This is a genomic window from Flavobacterium sp. KMS (genome assembly GCF_000813005.1).
Classification (GTDB): domain Bacteria; phylum Bacteroidota; class Bacteroidia; order Flavobacteriales; family Flavobacteriaceae; genus Flavobacterium.
The window spans coordinates 47,894-64,868 of sequence record NZ_JSYP01000023.1; the positions used below are offsets into that span (position 1 = coordinate 47,894).

Below are 16,975 nucleotides of genomic sequence, written 5' to 3' on the forward strand. Positions count from 1 at the left end.
TATCCACAATCTTGTCATTTCTTTAAAAGACAAGTTTGTGTAGAAAACCTTAGAATTCTCTCTCCCAAACAAGTAAATTAACATAAAACAAAAATCCCATTTCAGAAGAAATGGGATTAAGCAAGGATTAAATACAGAATTACTATTAACTATAATATTTTCTATATTCAATTATATTTAAATCAATCTTATCCGTTTTTGTTTTTTTGTAAGTTTTAAAAGGAATAAATCCAAGTTTTTCAGGTATTTTTCGGCTAGCGATATTTTCTTCGTCTACAGGATATAAAATATATTCAACCTTAAAATTATCTTCAATAAACTCAATTATTTCGGTAATTATCTCCGTTCCAAAACCTTGCCCTTGAGATTCTTTTTTTAACCATAAACCAACTTCAATCGATTCTGGATTTATATTATGAATTCCACAGCAACCCATAAATCTTTCATCAATATCAAGAACAACAAATACTATATCCGTTTTTTCTAATAAGCCTTTTTTAGAATTAAGAACAAAATCAATAATCTCATTTTTATTTCCTTGAGGATTAAAAGGCATAAACTTAGTTACCTCACTAGTAAAGCTTTCATAAATATCATCGATATATTTTTCTTCAATTGGTTTTAAGATCAATCGTTTTGTTTTGATAAAAATATTTGTGTTTAACTTCAAATTAAAATGATTTATGTTTTTTTTATAAACTTAGGACTTGAGTATTATCATAGCAATTTACTCTTGCTGAATCCATTCGTATTTTCCGTCTTTTAAATAAATTACCCCGCCACCACAACTTTCTTCGGCGTGAATAAATATTCCGTCATTCAATAATTTTATTTTATCGGCTTCATTAACTTCTTCGTCAGTCATAATTTCGCCTTCGTTATTTACATTATTCCAATACAATTCATTTTTGGGAGCTTTTTCAAATATTCCAGCCCAATCTATCTCATCAAAACCCTGACCGAGAATATCATTTCCCATTCCTAAATAGTCGGTTCTTTTTCCATTTCCGAATATGATTCTTAAACCGCTTTTCTCATTTTTGGTACTTCTTACAATTTCAACAGTTTCATTCAATCCATCTCCATCTAAATCACAGGAAATCTTGTTTACTTTATGCTTTTTAGAAACTACAATTGTATCAGAATTGTTGGTTTCTACTTCTTTAGTTTTTTGTATTGTATCAATTTTTAAACTTTCAACTTTATCGTTTTTCGTTTTTTCTTCTTTTTTACAAGAGATAAAAATGAATGCAGCAACTATTAAAATTCTAATTTTCATATTCCTAATTTTCTATTTTTTCTTGTTATCTAGTATTTAGCTTTATACGCAACGAAGTCGGGATTTCTCTTCAGCCGATATTATTATTCAAAAACTTCTTTAATATCATTCCATTTATATACCTTCTCCCTGAAGTTTAGATGCTTTGCATAATTTTTATTAAAATAATCCGGATCACTCATATTGTTATCTTTAAAAGACACACTTATATTTTTCCCTTTACGAGGTAGCTCTATTGTAAATTGAGTACTTGACAAATCCTCTTTAACCGATTGACTAGTATTTTTTTTAGTGAATTCAGTAACAAGATTATTTATAAAAACTTCAAAATTTGAAGTGTAACTTTTTAAATAACCATTTCTTGCTTCGGTCAAGTTTTCATCTTTGTATTCAAAAAATTTAAAATTATGTTGATGAAACCCTCCATTACTTCCCAAAATACTAGAAAGTGCAATCAACTTTTTATTTTTCACATTCCAATATGCTATTTCGTAAATCCCATATCCTGACTGTCCTTCTGTATAACTTTGTTCCAACCGCAAATACCCATTTTTAATATCATACTCTACTGTGTATAGCATATCATATTTTTCTAGTCTTTTATTTTTAATCAAATTTTTTCTTTCAACATAACTTAGACTATCTACGTATTGTGATGGAATAGAATAAAAGAAATCTATAATATTCTGAGCACATAAATTTTGAATAGATAAGAATAAGATGCTCAAATAAAATACTTTTTTCATTGGTGGTAATTATTAATAAATTATGTTTTAATACTTATACTCCTTCTTACAGATTTAATTTGAATTATCAATATTAGCATATTCTTTTAATAATTCTTCACTTTTAGTATCTCCGTGATCAATAAAATATTTTAATATACCGTTAATTAATTCTCGAGATCCTAAATCAATGATTCCGTACTTTTCTTGTAAATCATACTCCTCCATAAATTGATTGTAGGTTACAATTCTTTTTTTCTCAAAATCTAATGTAATCCAAAATAAAAATACAGCTTCATTATCGTAAGCTGGATAATTAAAAGTGTAGAGCTCTGCAACGTCGCTAATATCAATGTTAGAATTATTGTCTAAAATTTTTCTAAACACCTCATTACTCTTACTACCCTGATATGATTTAGAATCTACTTTATGATTATCTAAAGCTTCTTTAATTTGTATGTCATTCAAATTAAAAATAGGATTTGAATAGGTTCGTAAATGAATAACATAATTTAATATTTCTTCATCAGTCATTTTTGCGTTAATGTGATCACTGATTGTTTTTAATAAAACATTATTCGAAGGGGAAGTAAATCCTAAGATATCCTTTTTACTTAAACTTGCTAAATGGGTATCTTCAATATAATTTCTGCCTCGATGAGACATACAAACAGGATCACATAATTCTGTTGCATTATGTTTCGTTAGGATTCGCTCAAAATAGATTATCGCTAAATATTTTACACAATTTACATTTCCTAATTTCGCTCCTGTTTTAAAATGATTTATAGGATGTCCATCAGCAATGCTAAAATAACCATATGATTCCATTAACCCTGCAGTGTAAAAACTTTCAGGTATTTTTAAATCATTTTTACTCTCAATAAAACTGACTAACTTGTCGTTTACATCTATAAATTCTGAATCTTTAAGTGCATTATAATTAGCGTAAATTTCCATTGCAGCTTCTACTCTATTATTTAAAGTATCAATAGATTGTTTCGATGCATTTTGATTTAAAAAATCAGTTAGGAAAGCTATATATTTTTTCCTGGCAGCAATTTCGTCTTCACTACTATGATCTATTGAATCATCACTTTGTGATGCTATGGTATCTGATGTAGGATTCTTGTGTGTTTTTGGGATATTACTCTCTTTGGTTTTGCAATTAAAAAATAGCACGAATAACAAACAAAATACGTATGAATATTTTTTATTATTTTGATAAAAATCATTGAATTCAAATTTCATTTTTTGGTTTTTGGTTTAGGTTTAATTTTTAATAATTATAATGATGAATATTTTAAATCTCTACTTATCCTTTCCATCTGGAATAAACAGTTATTCCATTTTTGTCCCAATCTATTTTTAAGGTGTCTTTTGTTACATTCTGAATGATTCCAATACTTATAAAATTATTATAATATACTTTAATTGAATCTTCATTTATTAGGTATGGCATGTCTCCATCTCCATCATAATCTACAACATAAAAAGATTTTTTACTTAAATCAAAATCAGCATGTGGGCCTTCAGGATCATTAGTCCAAATTCCAAAAAGTAATTTTGTATCAAATTTAGATTTGATTATTCTACTCTCTTTAGGTACTCCTATATTTTGTTTATCTTCAATATCTGCATTCTCGTCAGAAACCGCATTATTAATTGTACTACTCTCTTCTTGTGAAACCACATTCCTTGTATTGTTTTTTTCAATATTTTCGCTCTTCTTACAAGAAACCAGAATTAGAATACTAATAAATAATAAATATTTTTTCATTGTTCTTTTCTATTGAGTTTTATATAATTAGTTCTAATATATTTAGTCTTGCAAGCGCTGGACTTGTCTTGCGAAAATATTAAAATAATACTTACAAATCTTTAATTATTTTATATTTTTCTTATGAAAACAAGGACTGCGTGAAGGATAGAGGCGATATCCTTTTGTGAAGAGAAACGGAACAAAAGATAAAGCCGAAAGCCTGACCCGGAGGGACACGCCCAAAATATTAAATTTCAATTCTAAGCTTTGTGGTTACTTTGCGTGAACTTCTCCCGAAGCTTCGGGATCGCTAAACCTGACAATTAGAATAACAATATTGAGTAAAAAAAAATCCCATTCACCTTTCGGGAATGGGATCTTTTAAATTGACATTCTTTTTTTTATTTTAAACTGTTGCAGCAACTTCTTGTGGCAACGCGATTTGATTTCTTAATAAATCTTCGAATGTTTCATGAGCACGAATTAAATGTCCTTCGCCTTTAATCCATAAAACTTCGGCTGGTTTGTATCTTGAATTATAATTAGAAGACATTGAGAAACAATATGCTCCTGCATTTCTAAAACTCAAAATATCACCTTCTTTAATTTCCGAAATTTTTCGGTTATTAGCAAATGTATCTGTCTCACAAATATATCCAACTACCGAATAGAAACGCTCTTTTCCTTTAGGGTTAGAAATGTTTTCGATATGATGTTGTGAACCGTATAACATTGGACGAATCAAGTGGTTAAAACCACTATCGATTCCTGCAAATACAGTAGATGTCGTTTGCTTTACAACATTTACTTTCGCCAGGAAGAAACCTGCTTCGCTTACCAGGAATTTACCTGGTTCGAAAATCAAGGTTAAATCTTTTCCGTATTCTGTACAAAACGAATTGAATCTTTTTGATAATTTTTTACCTAATTCTTCAATATCCGTTTCGATATCATCTTTTTTGTATGGCACTTTAAATCCACTTCCGAAATCCAGGAATTCTAAGTTTTTGAAATTTTTAGCAGCGTCGAATAAAATTTCGGCAGCGTATAAAAACACTTCAATATCCAGAATATCTGATCCTGTATGCATGTGAATACCTACGATATGCATTTTGGTATTCTCTACAATACGCACTAAATGCGGCAATTGATGAATAGAAATCCCAAATTTACTATCGATATGTCCTACAGATATATTAGTATTTCCTCCTGCCATTACGTGCGGATTGATACGAATACAAACTGGTGTATTAGGATATTTGGTTCCGAATTGCTCCAGAATAGATAGGTTGTCGATGTTTATTTGTACACCCATTGCAGCAACTTCTTCAATTTCTTCAAGAGAAACTCCGTTTGGTGTATAAAATATTCTTTCAGGCTCATATCCAGCGTGAAGTCCTAGTAATACTTCCTGAATAGATACTGTGTCTAACCCAGACCCCATATCCTTTAACAACTGAAGTATTGCAACATTGGACAAAGCCTTCATGGCATAGTTAATTCTAAGATTCTCTACTTTAGAGAACGCTTTAGTTAACCTGTTGTATTGTGATTGGATTTTTTCAGCATCATACACATATAATGGACTTCCAAATTGGTCTGCTAATTGCAGTAAATCTTTTGATTGCATTGTTAAACTATTTTTGACAAATTTATTACTCTTTTGAATACCCACCAATAAAATGCAAAATAATAACAAATTATAACAATTTGTTTAAAATCAAACATTTTGTGCGCTATTTTAAATTTATATAAAATCCTCTTTAGGTACTAAGCTGCTAAGGATCTAAGATACTAAGTTTTTTGCCACAGAGTGTTTAATGCATAATATTTTTTTGCCGCAAATGACTCGAATTTTCTTTAATTTTTATTTTTGGAATTTTACTAAGTACCTGTTTAATAAGCGTCATTTGTGAAATTGGTCCCTATTTGCTATTATTCGGATCGTAGCAAACCAACAAAACCCTTTAATCAGAGAAATTCGTAGCAAAAAAAGCTGCTAAGATTCTAAGCTACTAAGGTGATTAAGTAAAAAACTTAGAATCTTAGTCGCTTAGTGCCTTAGCAGCTTAGCAAAAGTGTGTTGTTTGCTGGTTTATAGACTTGGTAAGTCTCCGCTTCCTTTTGTTGGTAAATTTGTAGATCCCATTAAATATAAATCTACTTCTCTCGCAGCCTCACGACCTTCGGAGATTGCCCAAACGATTAAGGATTGTCCTCTACGCATATCTCCAGCTGTAAAGATATGTGGAACATTTGTTTGATAATTTGTCGCTTTGTAATTGCTTCTCATATCCAACTGTAATCCTAATTGATCGCTTAATGTTTTTTCTGGTCCTGTAAATCCAAGTGCTAATAATGCTAAATCACATGGCCATATTTTCTCTGAACCTTCTTTTTCTATAAGTTCTGGTCGTTGTCCCGGAGTCATTTTCCAAGCAACTTCTACCGTTTTTAAACCTACTAATTCTCCTTTTTCGTTTGCTAGAAACTCTTTGGTATTAATTAACCAGTTTCTGTCACAACCTTCTTCATGCGAAGATGATGTTTTAAGTTGCAACGGCCAAAAAGGCCAAGGTGTTGTTTCACTTCTTCCAACTGGTGGTTTAGGCAAAATTTCAAAATTTGTAACCGATTTTGCTCCATGTCTGTTTGAAGTTCCGATACAATCTGATCCTGTGTCTCCTCCTCCTATAACAATTACATCCTTGCCAGTTGCTTTTACTTGGTTAGGAATTTCTTCGCCAAATAAAACTTTTGTTTGCTGTGTTAAGAAATCCATTGCCTGAACAACTCCTTTGCTTTCGATTCCTTTTGTTGGCAAGCTTCTTCTTTCTGTAGCTCCACCACATAAAACAATCGAATCGAATGCATTTAATTCTTCGATACTATAATTAACTCCAACATTTACATTGGTTTTAAAAACAATTCCTTCGGCTTCTAATATTACTACACGTCTGTCGATAATTCCTTTTTCTAATTTAAAATTAGGAATTCCGTAACGCAATAATCCACCAATTGCATTGTCTCTTTCAAAAACCGTAACTGTGTGTCCAGCTCTGTTTAATTGTTGTGCTGCTGCTAAACCTGCAGGACCAGAACCAATAACCGCAACTGTTTTTCCAGTTCTCTTTTTTGGAGGTTGTGGTTTAATCCAACCTTCTGCAAAACCTCTTTCGATAATATTTTTCTCGATATTCTCAATCGCAACTGGTTCTTTGATAATTCCTAATACACATGATTTCTCACAAGGTGCAGGACATAAACGACCTGTAAATTCAGGAAAGTTATTTGTTGATTGCAAAATTTTTAATGCACTCTCCCACTCTTCCTGATGTACCATATCGTTAAAATCTGGAATTAAATTCCCTAACGGACATGCACTGTGGCAAAACGGAATGCCACAATCCATACATCTTGAACCTTGTTCTTTAATCTTATCTTTTTCTAAGGTTATCGTAAACTCATTATAGTTTGATACACGTTCCTTAACAGCAATATTACTTTCGTCTGCTCTATTATATTCTTTAAATCCACCTATCTTACCCATGACATTTTAATTAAATTCCAATTTTTAAAATTCCAAATCCTTCTCCCAAGGTCTCAGGACGATGAGGAAGACATTGCCATTGAAATTGATTTTTGAAATTGATGTTTTATTAAGCTATTAGTTCTTCAATTTGCTTTTCTTCTGCTATTCTTTGTAATGCCTTTTTGTAATCTGTAGGCATTACTTTGATGAAATGTTCCTGTTCGTTTTCCCAGTCTGCCAAAAGTCTTTTTGCCAATGGGCTATTTGTGTACAACGAATGGTTTTTTATCAAACGTCTTAACTTGATAAAATCATCCACTTCCATAGGATCGAATGCAACCATTTCCATGTTACATAAAGTAGAATCGAATTTTTTATTCTTGTCGTAAACGTAAGCAACACCACCACTCATACCCGCAGCAAAATTTCTTCCGGTTTTACCCAAAATAACAACAGTTCCTCCGGTCATGTATTCGCAACCGTGATCTCCAATTCCTTCTACAACTGCTGTTGCTCCAGAATTTCTCACACAAAAACGTTCTCCGGCCATACCATTAATGTATGCTTCACCAGTAATAGCTCCGTAAAGAGCAACGTTACCAATAATAATATTCTCTTCGGGTTTGAAAGTAGCAGTTGGTGGAACTTTAATAATCAGTTTTCCTCCAGAAAGTCCTTTTCCTAAATAATCATTACAGTTTCCGTGAATTTTAAATGACAATCCATTGGTAGCAAATGCTCCGAAACTTTGTCCTGCTGAACCTTCAAAATCAACTAATATAGTGTCTTCAGGTAATCCTTGAGCACCATATATTTTTGAAATTTCATTACTTAAAATTGCACCAACAGAACGGTCTGTATTCTTAATTTTAAAAGTAACTCTTGTTTTTTCTTTTCTATAAATAGACGGAATTGCTTCTTTTATAATTGCAAAATCCAATACGTTTTCTAATGCGTGATCTTGTGTAGTCGTATTGTGATTCGGAACCGTTTTAGCTTTCTCCGGTTTGTAAAGTATCGAAGACAAATCCAATCCATTTGCTTTATAATGTTTGATAGCTTTGTTCACATTTAATTTTTGTGATTGACCTACCATTTCTTTTAAAGTTCTGAATCCTAATTGTGCCATGATTTCTCTTAACTCTTCGGCAATAAAATACATGAAGTTGATTACATGCTCTGGCGTTCCCTTGAAATTTTTTCTTAATTCAGGATCCTGTGTAGCAATACCTACTGGACATGTATTTAAGTGACAAGCTCTCATCATGATACAACCAGAAGCTACAAGTGGTGCTGTCGCAAAACCAAATTCTTCTGCTCCTAATAAAGCTGCAATAGCTACGTCACGACCTGTTTTTAACTGACCATCACACTCTAAAACTACACGACTTCTTAAATCATTTAAGATTAATGTTTGCTGTGCTTCCGCCAAACCAAGTTCCCAAGGAATACCTGTATGTTGTAAAGATGTTAATGGTGCAGCACCAGTTCCTCCATCGTAACCAGAAATCAAGATCACATCGGCTTTTGCTTTTGCAACTCCGGCAGCGATTGTTCCAACTCCTACTTCTGAAACTAATTTTACGTTTACACGTGCTTCACGATTGGCATTTTTTAAATCGAAAATTAATTGAGATAAATCTTCTATAGAATAAATATCATGGTGAGGTGGTGGAGAAATAAGCCCAACATAAGGTGTTGAATTTCTAGTTTCAGCAATCCAAGGCACTACTTTTTCACCTGGTAATTGTCCTCCTTCTCCAGGTTTTGCGCCTTGAGCCATTTTTATTTGAATCTCTTTAGCATTTGTCAGATAATTGATAGATACACCAAATCTTCCTGAAGCCACTTGCTTAATAGCACTATTTCTAGAATCTCCATTAATTTCTTTCTGGAAACGTTTAGGATCTTCTCCTCCTTCTCCCGAATTACTTTTTCCGCCAATTCTATTCATTGCAATCGCTAAATTCTCATGTGCTTCTCTACTAATAGATCCATAAGACATTGCTCCTGTTTTGAATTTTTTTACAATTTCTGTCCAAGGTTCTACTTCATCAATAGAAATTGGATCTAAATTATTAAATTCAAACATTCCTCTAATTGTCATAAGGTTTGAGCTTTGCTCATTGACCATATCCGAGTATTCTTTGTAACTTTCAGGACTGTTTAAACGAACTGCCTGTTGTAATTTTGCAATTGTAGTTGGATTAAACATGTGTTTTTCACCTGATCTTCTCCATCTGTAAATACCTCCAATTTCTAATGGCAATAAATTTGCAATTTTAGAATTTGGAAATGCTTTTTGGTATCTTTTCTTAACTTCTTTTTCAATCTCCATCAAACCAATTCCTTCAATTCGAGATGGCGTGTATGGGAAATATTTAGTCGAAAAAGTTTTATTTAATCCTAAGATTTCAAAAATTTGTGCAGCCCTATAAGAATGTAATGTAGAGATACCAATTTTATTCATAATCTTAAGAATACCTTTTGCAATAGCTTTATTATAATTAGCAATTGCATAATCGGCTTTTATTCCAGTAATAAAACCTTGCTCAACTTGATTATGAATAATTTCATTTACCATATAAGGATTAATAGCACTAGCGCCATAACCAAATAATAATGCAAAATGATGTGGTTCACGAGGTTCTGCCGATTCGATTATAATTCCGAATTTAGAACGAACTTGTAAAATATTCAATGAATGATGAATATAAGAACAGGCCAATAACATAGGTATTGGTGCTAATTCTTTACTCACTCCTCTATCGGAAAGAATGATAATATTGTGTCCTTCATTTACAGCTTTAAAAGTTGCCTGAACACATTTTTCTAAAGCACGCTCTAAACCATTTACTCCTTTTTCTATTTTATATAAAGTAGAAATAGTAGCTGTTTTAAAATCAGCGTGATCTATATTTTTGATTTTATCTAAATCTTCTTTAGAGATAACAGGATTTTGAATTTTTAATTTTTTGCATTGTTTTGATTCAATTTCAAAAATATTAAAATCGCCTCCTACCGCTAAACTGATATCTGTGATAATCTCTTCACGAATACCATCTAAAGGCGGATTGGTTACTTGTGCAAACAATTGTTTGAAATAATTATACAACAACTGTGGTTGCTCAGACAAAACTGCCAATGGTGTATCATTACCCATAGAGCTAATCGCTTCTGCTCCACTAGACCCCATAGGGTTAATTATTGTTTTTAAATCTTCGATTGTATAACCAAATAATCGTTGTCTTGTTTCGAAATCAATGCTCTCGACAGGTGTTGGATTATTAGTATAAGGTACCTTTGCTAATGGCAATAAATTTTCATTAAGCCATTTTTTATATGGGCGTTTTGTTACGATAGCATTTTTAATCTCGTCATCCTCAATAATACGACCTGCGTTCATATCTACCAAGAACATTTTCCCTGGTTCTAAACGACCGTGCTGTATTACATCTTCAGGATTAACATCAAGGACACCAATCTCTGATGACATGATTACAAAACCACTTTTTGTTAAAGTATAACGAGAAGGACGCAATCCGTTTCTGTCTAGTAAAGCACCAATTACATTTCCATCAGTAAACGGAATCGAAGCTGGTCCATCCCAAGGTTCCATAATACAAGCATTATATTCGTAAAATGCTTTTTTATCTTCAGACATTGTTTGGTGTTTCTCCCAAGCTTCTGGTACAACCATCATCATTGCTTCTGGTAGTGATCTTCCTGTCATTAACAGTAGTTCAACCACCATATCCATAGAAGCAGAATCTGATTTTCCTTCTAAGATAATAGGAAACAATCTCTTAATATCATCTCCAAAAATATCGCTTTGCATCAATTCTTCACGGGCTCTCATTCTGCTAATGTTACCACGCAAAGTATTGATTTCACCATTGTGACACATATATCTAAAAGGCTGAGCCAACTCCCAAGATGGGAATGTATTCGTAGAAAAACGTTGGTGTACTAGAGCCAAACGTGTAACTAAGTCAGTATCTTTTAAATCGGTATAGTATCCGCTGATATCTTCCGGCATCAACAAACCTTTATATATAATGGTTGTTGTAGATAAACTAGAAAAATAAAACATATGACTCTCAGAAGTCTTAGAATTTCTGACAGCATGTTCTGCTATTTTGCGAGCTGCAAACAACTTAGCGTTAAATTGTTGTTCTGTTAGTTCTTGCCCATTTTTACTAACAAAAACCTGCTTAACGGTCGGTTCTTTTTCTGCTGCAATTTCTCCTAGACTATTTACATCAACCGGGACGTCTCTCCAGCCTAAAATAGCTAAGTTTTGCTCTTTTATGGTTGTTTCAAATGCATTAATACAAAATGCTACTTGATTTTTACTTTTAGGTAAAAAAACCATTCCTACTCCATACTCTCGTGTTTCAGGGATTTCAAATTCACAAACTTTCTTAAAAAAATCATGTGGGATATCAAATAAAATTCCAGCACCGTCTCCAGTTCTTCCATCAGAACTAACTGCACCACGATGTTCCAATTTTATTAAGATATCCAATGCTTTATGAATGATGTCATTAGACTTAATACCATTCAAATTACAAATAAATCCTGCACCACAATTGTCGTGTTCAAATTCGGGCAGATATAGCCCTTGTTCTTTAACTTTCATTCTTGATATTTTTTTTACAAAAATAAAGATTCCGTTAAACATACTGTATCAAATAAAGCGTATCGCTTACATTTTTATACTAATAATAGAAAAACAATCCTAAATTATCAATAATATTATTTAACCCACCCCGAATTGACAAAATCATAATTCGAATTTCATTTTTATTGACAAAATCCTTATTTCACGCCAAAAACAGCAACGTTTTATGTTAAATCTCAAACGATATAGTGTCTTTGAATTAACATTCATTACACAATTATTTAACTCAAATTTTCAATTAATTTTAAAGAAATCACAATCCAAAATAAGTCTTGCTTTTTATTCCAAAAAGATTTCTTTTTAAAGTTCATTTTTGCTATTTTTGTGCCACTTTTATTCTGAAATTAATTCAGAACCAGACAAATTCTATATTATGAACATACACGAATATCAAGGAAAAGAAATTTTAGCTAGTTACGGAGTACGCATCCAACGCGGAATTGTAGCTAATAATGCGGTTGAAGCTGTAGCTGCTGCAAAACAATTAACTGCTGAGACTGGTACAGGATGGCACGTTATTAAAGCACAAATTCACGCAGGTGGACGTGGAAAAGGTGGTGGAGTTAAGTTAGCTAAAAACTTGCAACAAGTTGAAGAAATAGCTGAACAAATCATCGGAATGCAATTGATTACACCTCAAACTTCTGCTGAAGGTAAAAAAGTAAATAAGATTTTAGTTGCTGAAGATGTTTACTATCCTGGTGAAAGCGAAACTTCTGAATTTTACGTTTCTGTTTTATTGAATAGAGGTACAGGTCGTAACATGATCATGTATTCTACTGAAGGTGGTATGGACATCGAAGAAGTTGCTGAACACACACCTCATTTAATCTTTACAGAAGAAGTTGATCCATCTGTAGGATTACAAGGTTTTCAAGCAAGAAGAATTGCCTTTAACTTAGGTCTTTCTGGAAATGCTTTTAAAGAAATGGTAAAATTCATTGACTCATTATACAATGCTTACATTGGTTCTGATGCTTCTATGTTTGAAATTAATCCAGTTTTAAAAACATCGGATAATAAAATCATGGCTGTAGATGCTAAAGTAAATATCGATGATAATGCTTTATACAGACAAAAGAAATATGCTGAAATGCGTGACATTCGTGAGGAGAACCCAATCGAAGTTGAAGCAAAAGAAGTAGGATTAAACTATGTAGATCTTGACGGTACTGTAGGATGTATGGTAAACGGAGCTGGATTAGCAATGGCTACTATGGATTTAATTAAGTATGCTGGTTTCGAACCTGCAAACTTCCTTGACGTAGGTGGTACTGCTGATGCAAAACGTGTTGAAACAGCTTTCCGTATCATTTTAAAAGATCCTAATGTAAAAGCTATCCTAATTAACATCTTTGGAGGAATCGTTCGTTGTGACCGTGTTGCTCAAGGAGTTGTAGATGCTTACAAAAACATGGGAGACGCTATTAAAGTGCCAATCATTGTTCGTTTACAAGGAACAAATGCTGCTATTGCAAAAGAACTAATTGACAATTCTGGAATGCCGATTTTATCAGCAGTAGAATTTCAAGAAGCTGCTGACCAAGTTAAAGCTGCACTTTCTTAATCAAATAAGAAATCAAATTATATATAAAAATCCTTCCGATCATCGGAGGGATTTTTTGTTTTACAAAATCACATGTATTATAGAAATGTATTGCTGTACGCATCGTTGCGTAAAATCCAAGCTGTTTTTTTTTACCCGCTATGCACGATAAGATTTTATTCTAGCTTTATGATTAAAATACAAAGTTCGCAAAGCGATATGGATAAAGCTTTGCGAACTTTGCGTTTATTGTAAAATCCTTACTATGCAAAAACCTTAGTGTGTTTTGCAGCTAAGTTAGCTATTTCAGAACAGTTGATAATTCCACAAGTTCAAATGTTGGATCGTTTACAATAAACTGTCTAAACATTGCAGCATGACCGCTGCCTACTAAAACCATTATTTTATCATCTTTGCTTTCAGTTAGCTTTTGGATCAAAGAATACATATACAAGTTTCGTTTATACCAGTTTGCAACTAAAGAAGCTCCTGTAAAATCATCTGGATCTCCAGTTCTATTTGCTACTTCTAAATACCATTGCAAATTATCTTTATCAGCTTCTTTTTCATTACTGTATAACATAAGTTCGGTTAAAGTACTTTTTGAGATTCTTTCGTTTTGATCATTCTCAAATTTCTTCATCAATTCCGCAGTCCTTTCCTTTAAATTCTTTTGATTAGCTTTATCCATGCTTATCATTAAACTGTCATAAGAAAAGCGGTTACGATAATCGATTCCATATATTTTTTTATGATTTAGTTTTTTAGCAGTACGAAGTGCCAGTTGCGTAATTTCGTTTGCGTCTTTTTTGAAAAGACTATCTGTGTTTTTATTGAAAAACTTATCTAATTCGGCTTGTTTGGTAAATTTCCATTCAACAAAAATTTTATCTGGTCCAAATTTCTTGATTTTGTCACTAATAGTTTCAAGCTCTTTTTGACTTTTTTCAGACATAACATTAAACGTTTTTGTTTTAGCAATATCATTTCCTGGATTTGCAAAATGAAAAGTTCCAATTAACAAGATTTGTTTCTTTTTTGTTTGAGCAGAGGATAGGCTAAACGTAATAAGGACTAGTAATAAAATAATTTTTTGCATGATGATTTTGTGTTTAAATTAATTGCAAATGTATGAGCAGATTTGAAGCATTTTTTTCGGTTTTTGATGAACACTAAGTTTCACTTGACCAACTGCCGATATTCTGCTTTCAAAATGTTCATATAATATTTTTCAAGGTTCGTCATTAAAAAACAATATTTCATATAAACATCATTTCCATTTAAAGTCATAATTGTATTTTTGAGCTCATAACTATCATTTATGAAACTCAAAATACCTTTTTACTACCATGTAATTCTTTTCTTGGGATTATTCCTAACCTACTGTCTTTGGGATTATGGAATTAATAATCGATTAGTAATGATAGAGCAGTCCAAGCTTTATTTCTGGATGACATCGACTTTTATTCTTTCTGTTTTTGTGGTATATATTATCAATTTTTACACAGTCTGTGATTGGTTTTTAAATAAAACGAAAATCCATTATTACTTTATAAGCATTCCTTTTTCATTAACACTTTTCGCCGGTGTCAGATATTTTTTTCAGGAAGTAATTATGTTTCATATTATTGGAGTACACAACTATGTTATTGGCGATTTAGAATGGAAGTTTTACATTCGAGATAATTTCTTTTTTGGATTACCTGCTGTTATTTTTAGTGCTTTAAGCTATTCTTTTTGGCAATTTCAGAGTGCGCAACAGCAAAATCAGGAATTACTTTTAGAAAACAAAAAAGCAGAATTTCAAATATTGAAAGCTCAGGTGAGTCCTCATTTTTTGTTTAACACATTGAATTCTTTTTACAGTCAGTTAATTTTAAAAGATGATGAAATGGCTTCGGATATTTTAGTACTTTCCGATTTACTTCGTTATGTCATTACAGAAACAGACAAAGATCAGGCAGTACTTTCAAAAGAAATTCAGTTCATCCAGAACTATATTCATTTACAGAAAAAGCGGTTTGAAGATCAGCTGTATTTAGATTTTACCATTGAGGGAAATTATTCAAATGAAAGAATTCTTTCATCAGCCTTAATTCATTTTATAGAGAATGTTTTTAAACACGGAAAATTCAATACCGAGCAAGAAAAAGCAACTATTACAATCAAAATAAAAGAAGATTTTTTAGAGATTTCAACTTTCAATCATACTGTTGAAGGTGAGAATTATTCTTCAACCGGAATAGGCTTTGATAATCTAACCAAAAGATTAGAGTACATGTATAAAAGTAAATTTGTACTTGAAAAAACCGAAGAAAATAATATCTTTAAAACCTACTTAAAAATACCTCTAAATAAATAATTTATGACTTTTAAATGTATTATTGTTGATGATGAACCACCAGCAACACGTATTCTTGAGAATTATATCGGTAAAGTTCATTTTCTTGAAAAAACTGGTGTTTTTAACGACTCATTAAAGGCTTTAGAATTTTTAAACACACAAGCAGTTGATGTTATTTTTTTAGACATTCAAATGCCCCAATTGACAGGTTTACAAATTTCGAGAATTATTTCAAAAGACATAAAAGTTATTTTCACAACGGCTTATCCTGATTTTGCATTAGAAGGATTTGAATTGAACGCAGTTGATTATTTATTAAAACCAATTTCATTTGAACGTTTTTATCAAGCAGTTTCAAAGCTGAATACTGAATCAAAAAGCCTTGTTTCTAATCATAACAATACACCCGATTTTCTATTCATCAAAACTGATGGGAAAAATAAATTTCAAAAGATTTTCCTAAACGATATTTTATACATAGAAAGCCTTCAAAATTATGTTTGCATTCACACAACTAAACAACAAATTATCACGCTTTCTTCTTTAAAAAATGTAATTGAATCCCTCCCGGCAAATGACTTCACTCAAATACATAAATCATACGTAGTCTCATTAAAACAAATTGAATCTACAGATAATTTTTCCGTTTTCATTAATACTAATGAATTACCAATAGGAGCAACTTTTAAAGATACTTTCTTTCAACAAATTGATAAGAATAAAATATAAGGAGTTACAATCAAATAAACTATAAGCTATTTCATATATTAATAGCTGCTATATTTCGCAAAGAACTACAAAAGCAACACCAAAGGCTGTCTTAAAATAGTTTGTCCTTACACTGAAAGAGTTTAAATCGACACAACTCCGAAGCACCTACAATTTTTTTAAAAATACGACGGATAAAATAATAAGTTTTACTAAGCTGGCTAAATGGCACGAGAAAGAAAGTAAATCAAAATGAATCATTATCAAGCGATATTGAACTATTTTGATATTAGAAATATAGAATTTCTTCCAATGCAAAAATAAAAGCATTTAGAAGCCAATTTAGAGGTGTAAGAAATATTGATTTCTTCTTGTTCAGATTATCTAATCTTTTT

Annotated in this window: 12 protein-coding genes; 3 read left to right on the forward strand and 9 right to left on the reverse strand. The window is 31.7% G+C overall.

The features are described from left to right. Window positions 1–145: 145 nt before the first annotated feature. The 8 genes from OA93_RS19590 to gltB all read right to left on the reverse strand — a co-directional run bounded on the left by OA93_RS19590 (window position 146) and on the right by gltB (window position 11,940). Complete coding sequence (locus OA93_RS19590) at window positions 146–670, reverse strand: GNAT family N-acetyltransferase (protein WP_039115546.1); 525 nt, start codon at window positions 668–670, stop codon at window positions 146–148. 57 nt (window positions 671–727) lie between these two features. After that, a complete protein-coding gene (locus OA93_RS19595) occupies window positions 728–1,279 on the reverse strand; it encodes a hypothetical protein (protein ID WP_039115548.1) in 552 nt (183 codons plus the stop codon). An 83-nt stretch (window positions 1,280–1,362) separates the two neighbouring features. Further along, window positions 1,363–2,025, reverse strand: coding sequence for a hypothetical protein (locus tag OA93_RS19600; protein ID WP_039115549.1), 663 nt, complete (start codon window positions 2,023–2,025; stop codon window positions 1,363–1,365). A 54-nt stretch (window positions 2,026–2,079) separates the two neighbouring features. After that, window positions 2,080–3,255: a hypothetical protein gene (locus OA93_RS19605; RefSeq protein ID WP_039115551.1), complete on the reverse strand. Its 1,176-nt coding sequence runs from the start codon at window positions 3,253–3,255 to the stop codon at window positions 2,080–2,082. Window positions 3,256–3,319: 64 nt separating this feature from the next. Beyond that, complete coding sequence (locus OA93_RS19610; protein ID WP_039115554.1) at window positions 3,320–3,784, reverse strand: hypothetical protein; 465 nt, start codon at window positions 3,782–3,784, stop codon at window positions 3,320–3,322. A 388-nt stretch (window positions 3,785–4,172) separates the two neighbouring features. Continuing rightward, window positions 4,173–5,396 carry a diaminopimelate decarboxylase gene (gene lysA, locus OA93_RS19615; RefSeq protein ID WP_039115555.1) on the reverse strand — a complete coding sequence of 408 codons (1,224 nt, stop codon included), beginning with the start codon at window positions 5,394–5,396 and terminating at the stop codon, window positions 4,173–4,175. Window positions 5,397–5,861: 465 nt separating this feature from the next. Further along, on the reverse strand, window positions 5,862–7,316 hold the full coding sequence (locus OA93_RS19620; RefSeq protein WP_039115557.1) for a glutamate synthase subunit beta: 1,455 nt from the start codon (window positions 7,314–7,316) through the stop codon (window positions 5,862–5,864). A gap of 109 nt (window positions 7,317–7,425) precedes the next feature. Beyond that, window positions 7,426–11,940, reverse strand: a complete 4,515-nt coding sequence (gene gltB / locus OA93_RS19625; protein WP_039115580.1) for a glutamate synthase large subunit — start codon at window positions 11,938–11,940, stop codon at window positions 7,426–7,428. A gap of 415 nt (window positions 11,941–12,355) precedes the next feature. Here gltB and sucC point away from each other — a divergent pair, with 415 nt between their 5' ends. Continuing rightward, on the forward strand, window positions 12,356–13,549 hold the full coding sequence (gene sucC / locus OA93_RS19630; protein ID WP_035622256.1) for an ADP-forming succinate--CoA ligase subunit beta: 1,194 nt from the start codon (window positions 12,356–12,358) through the stop codon (window positions 13,547–13,549). A 280-nt stretch (window positions 13,550–13,829) separates the two neighbouring features. Here sucC and OA93_RS19635 read toward each other — a convergent pair whose 3' ends face one another. Continuing rightward, a complete protein-coding gene (locus OA93_RS19635; protein ID WP_039115559.1) occupies window positions 13,830–14,627 on the reverse strand; it encodes a DUF5694 domain-containing protein in 798 nt (265 codons plus the stop codon). 222 nt (window positions 14,628–14,849) lie between these two features. Here OA93_RS19635 and OA93_RS19640 point away from each other — a divergent pair, with 222 nt between their 5' ends. Together OA93_RS19640 and OA93_RS19645 are read left to right on the forward strand one after the other, a co-directional pair. Continuing rightward, complete coding sequence (locus tag OA93_RS19640; protein ID WP_039115561.1) at window positions 14,850–15,890, forward strand: sensor histidine kinase; 1,041 nt, start codon at window positions 14,850–14,852, stop codon at window positions 15,888–15,890. 3 nt (window positions 15,891–15,893) lie between these two features. Then, the gene (locus tag OA93_RS19645; protein WP_039115563.1) at window positions 15,894–16,601 is read left to right on the forward strand and encodes a LytTR family DNA-binding domain-containing protein; all 708 of its coding nucleotides are present in this window, start codon (window positions 15,894–15,896) and stop codon (window positions 16,599–16,601) included. Window positions 16,602–16,975 lie beyond the last annotated feature (374 nt).

Bases quoted from the DNA above. Each gene is read 5' to 3' on its own strand.
- OA93_RS19595 (WP_039115548.1), bottom strand. From the start codon at position 1,279: ATGAAAATTAGAATTTTAATAGTTGCTGCATTCATTTTTATCTCTTGT.
- OA93_RS19600 (WP_039115549.1), bottom strand. From the start codon at position 2,025: ATGAAAAAAGTATTTTATTTGAGCATCTTATTCTTATCTATTCAAAAT.
- OA93_RS19605 (WP_039115551.1), bottom strand. From the start codon at position 3,255: ATGAAATTTGAATTCAATGATTTTTATCAAAATAATAAAAAATATTCA.
- OA93_RS19610 (WP_039115554.1), bottom strand. From the start codon at position 3,784: ATGAAAAAATATTTATTATTTATTAGTATTCTAATTCTGGTTTCTTGT.
- lysA (WP_039115555.1), bottom strand. From the start codon at position 5,396: ATGCAATCAAAAGATTTACTGCAATTAGCAGACCAATTTGGAAGTCCA.
- OA93_RS19620 (WP_039115557.1), bottom strand. From the start codon at position 7,316: ATGGGTAAGATAGGTGGATTTAAAGAATATAATAGAGCAGACGAAAGT.
- gltB (WP_039115580.1), bottom strand. From the start codon at position 11,940: ATGAAAGTTAAAGAACAAGGGCTATATCTGCCCGAATTTGAACACGAC.
- sucC (WP_035622256.1), top strand. From the start codon at position 12,356: ATGAACATACACGAATATCAAGGAAAAGAAATTTTAGCTAGTTACGGA.
- OA93_RS19635 (WP_039115559.1), bottom strand. From the start codon at position 14,627: ATGCAAAAAATTATTTTATTACTAGTCCTTATTACGTTTAGCCTATCC.
- OA93_RS19640 (WP_039115561.1), top strand. From the start codon at position 14,850: ATGAAACTCAAAATACCTTTTTACTACCATGTAATTCTTTTCTTGGGA.
- OA93_RS19645 (WP_039115563.1), top strand. From the start codon at position 15,894: ATGACTTTTAAATGTATTATTGTTGATGATGAACCACCAGCAACACGT.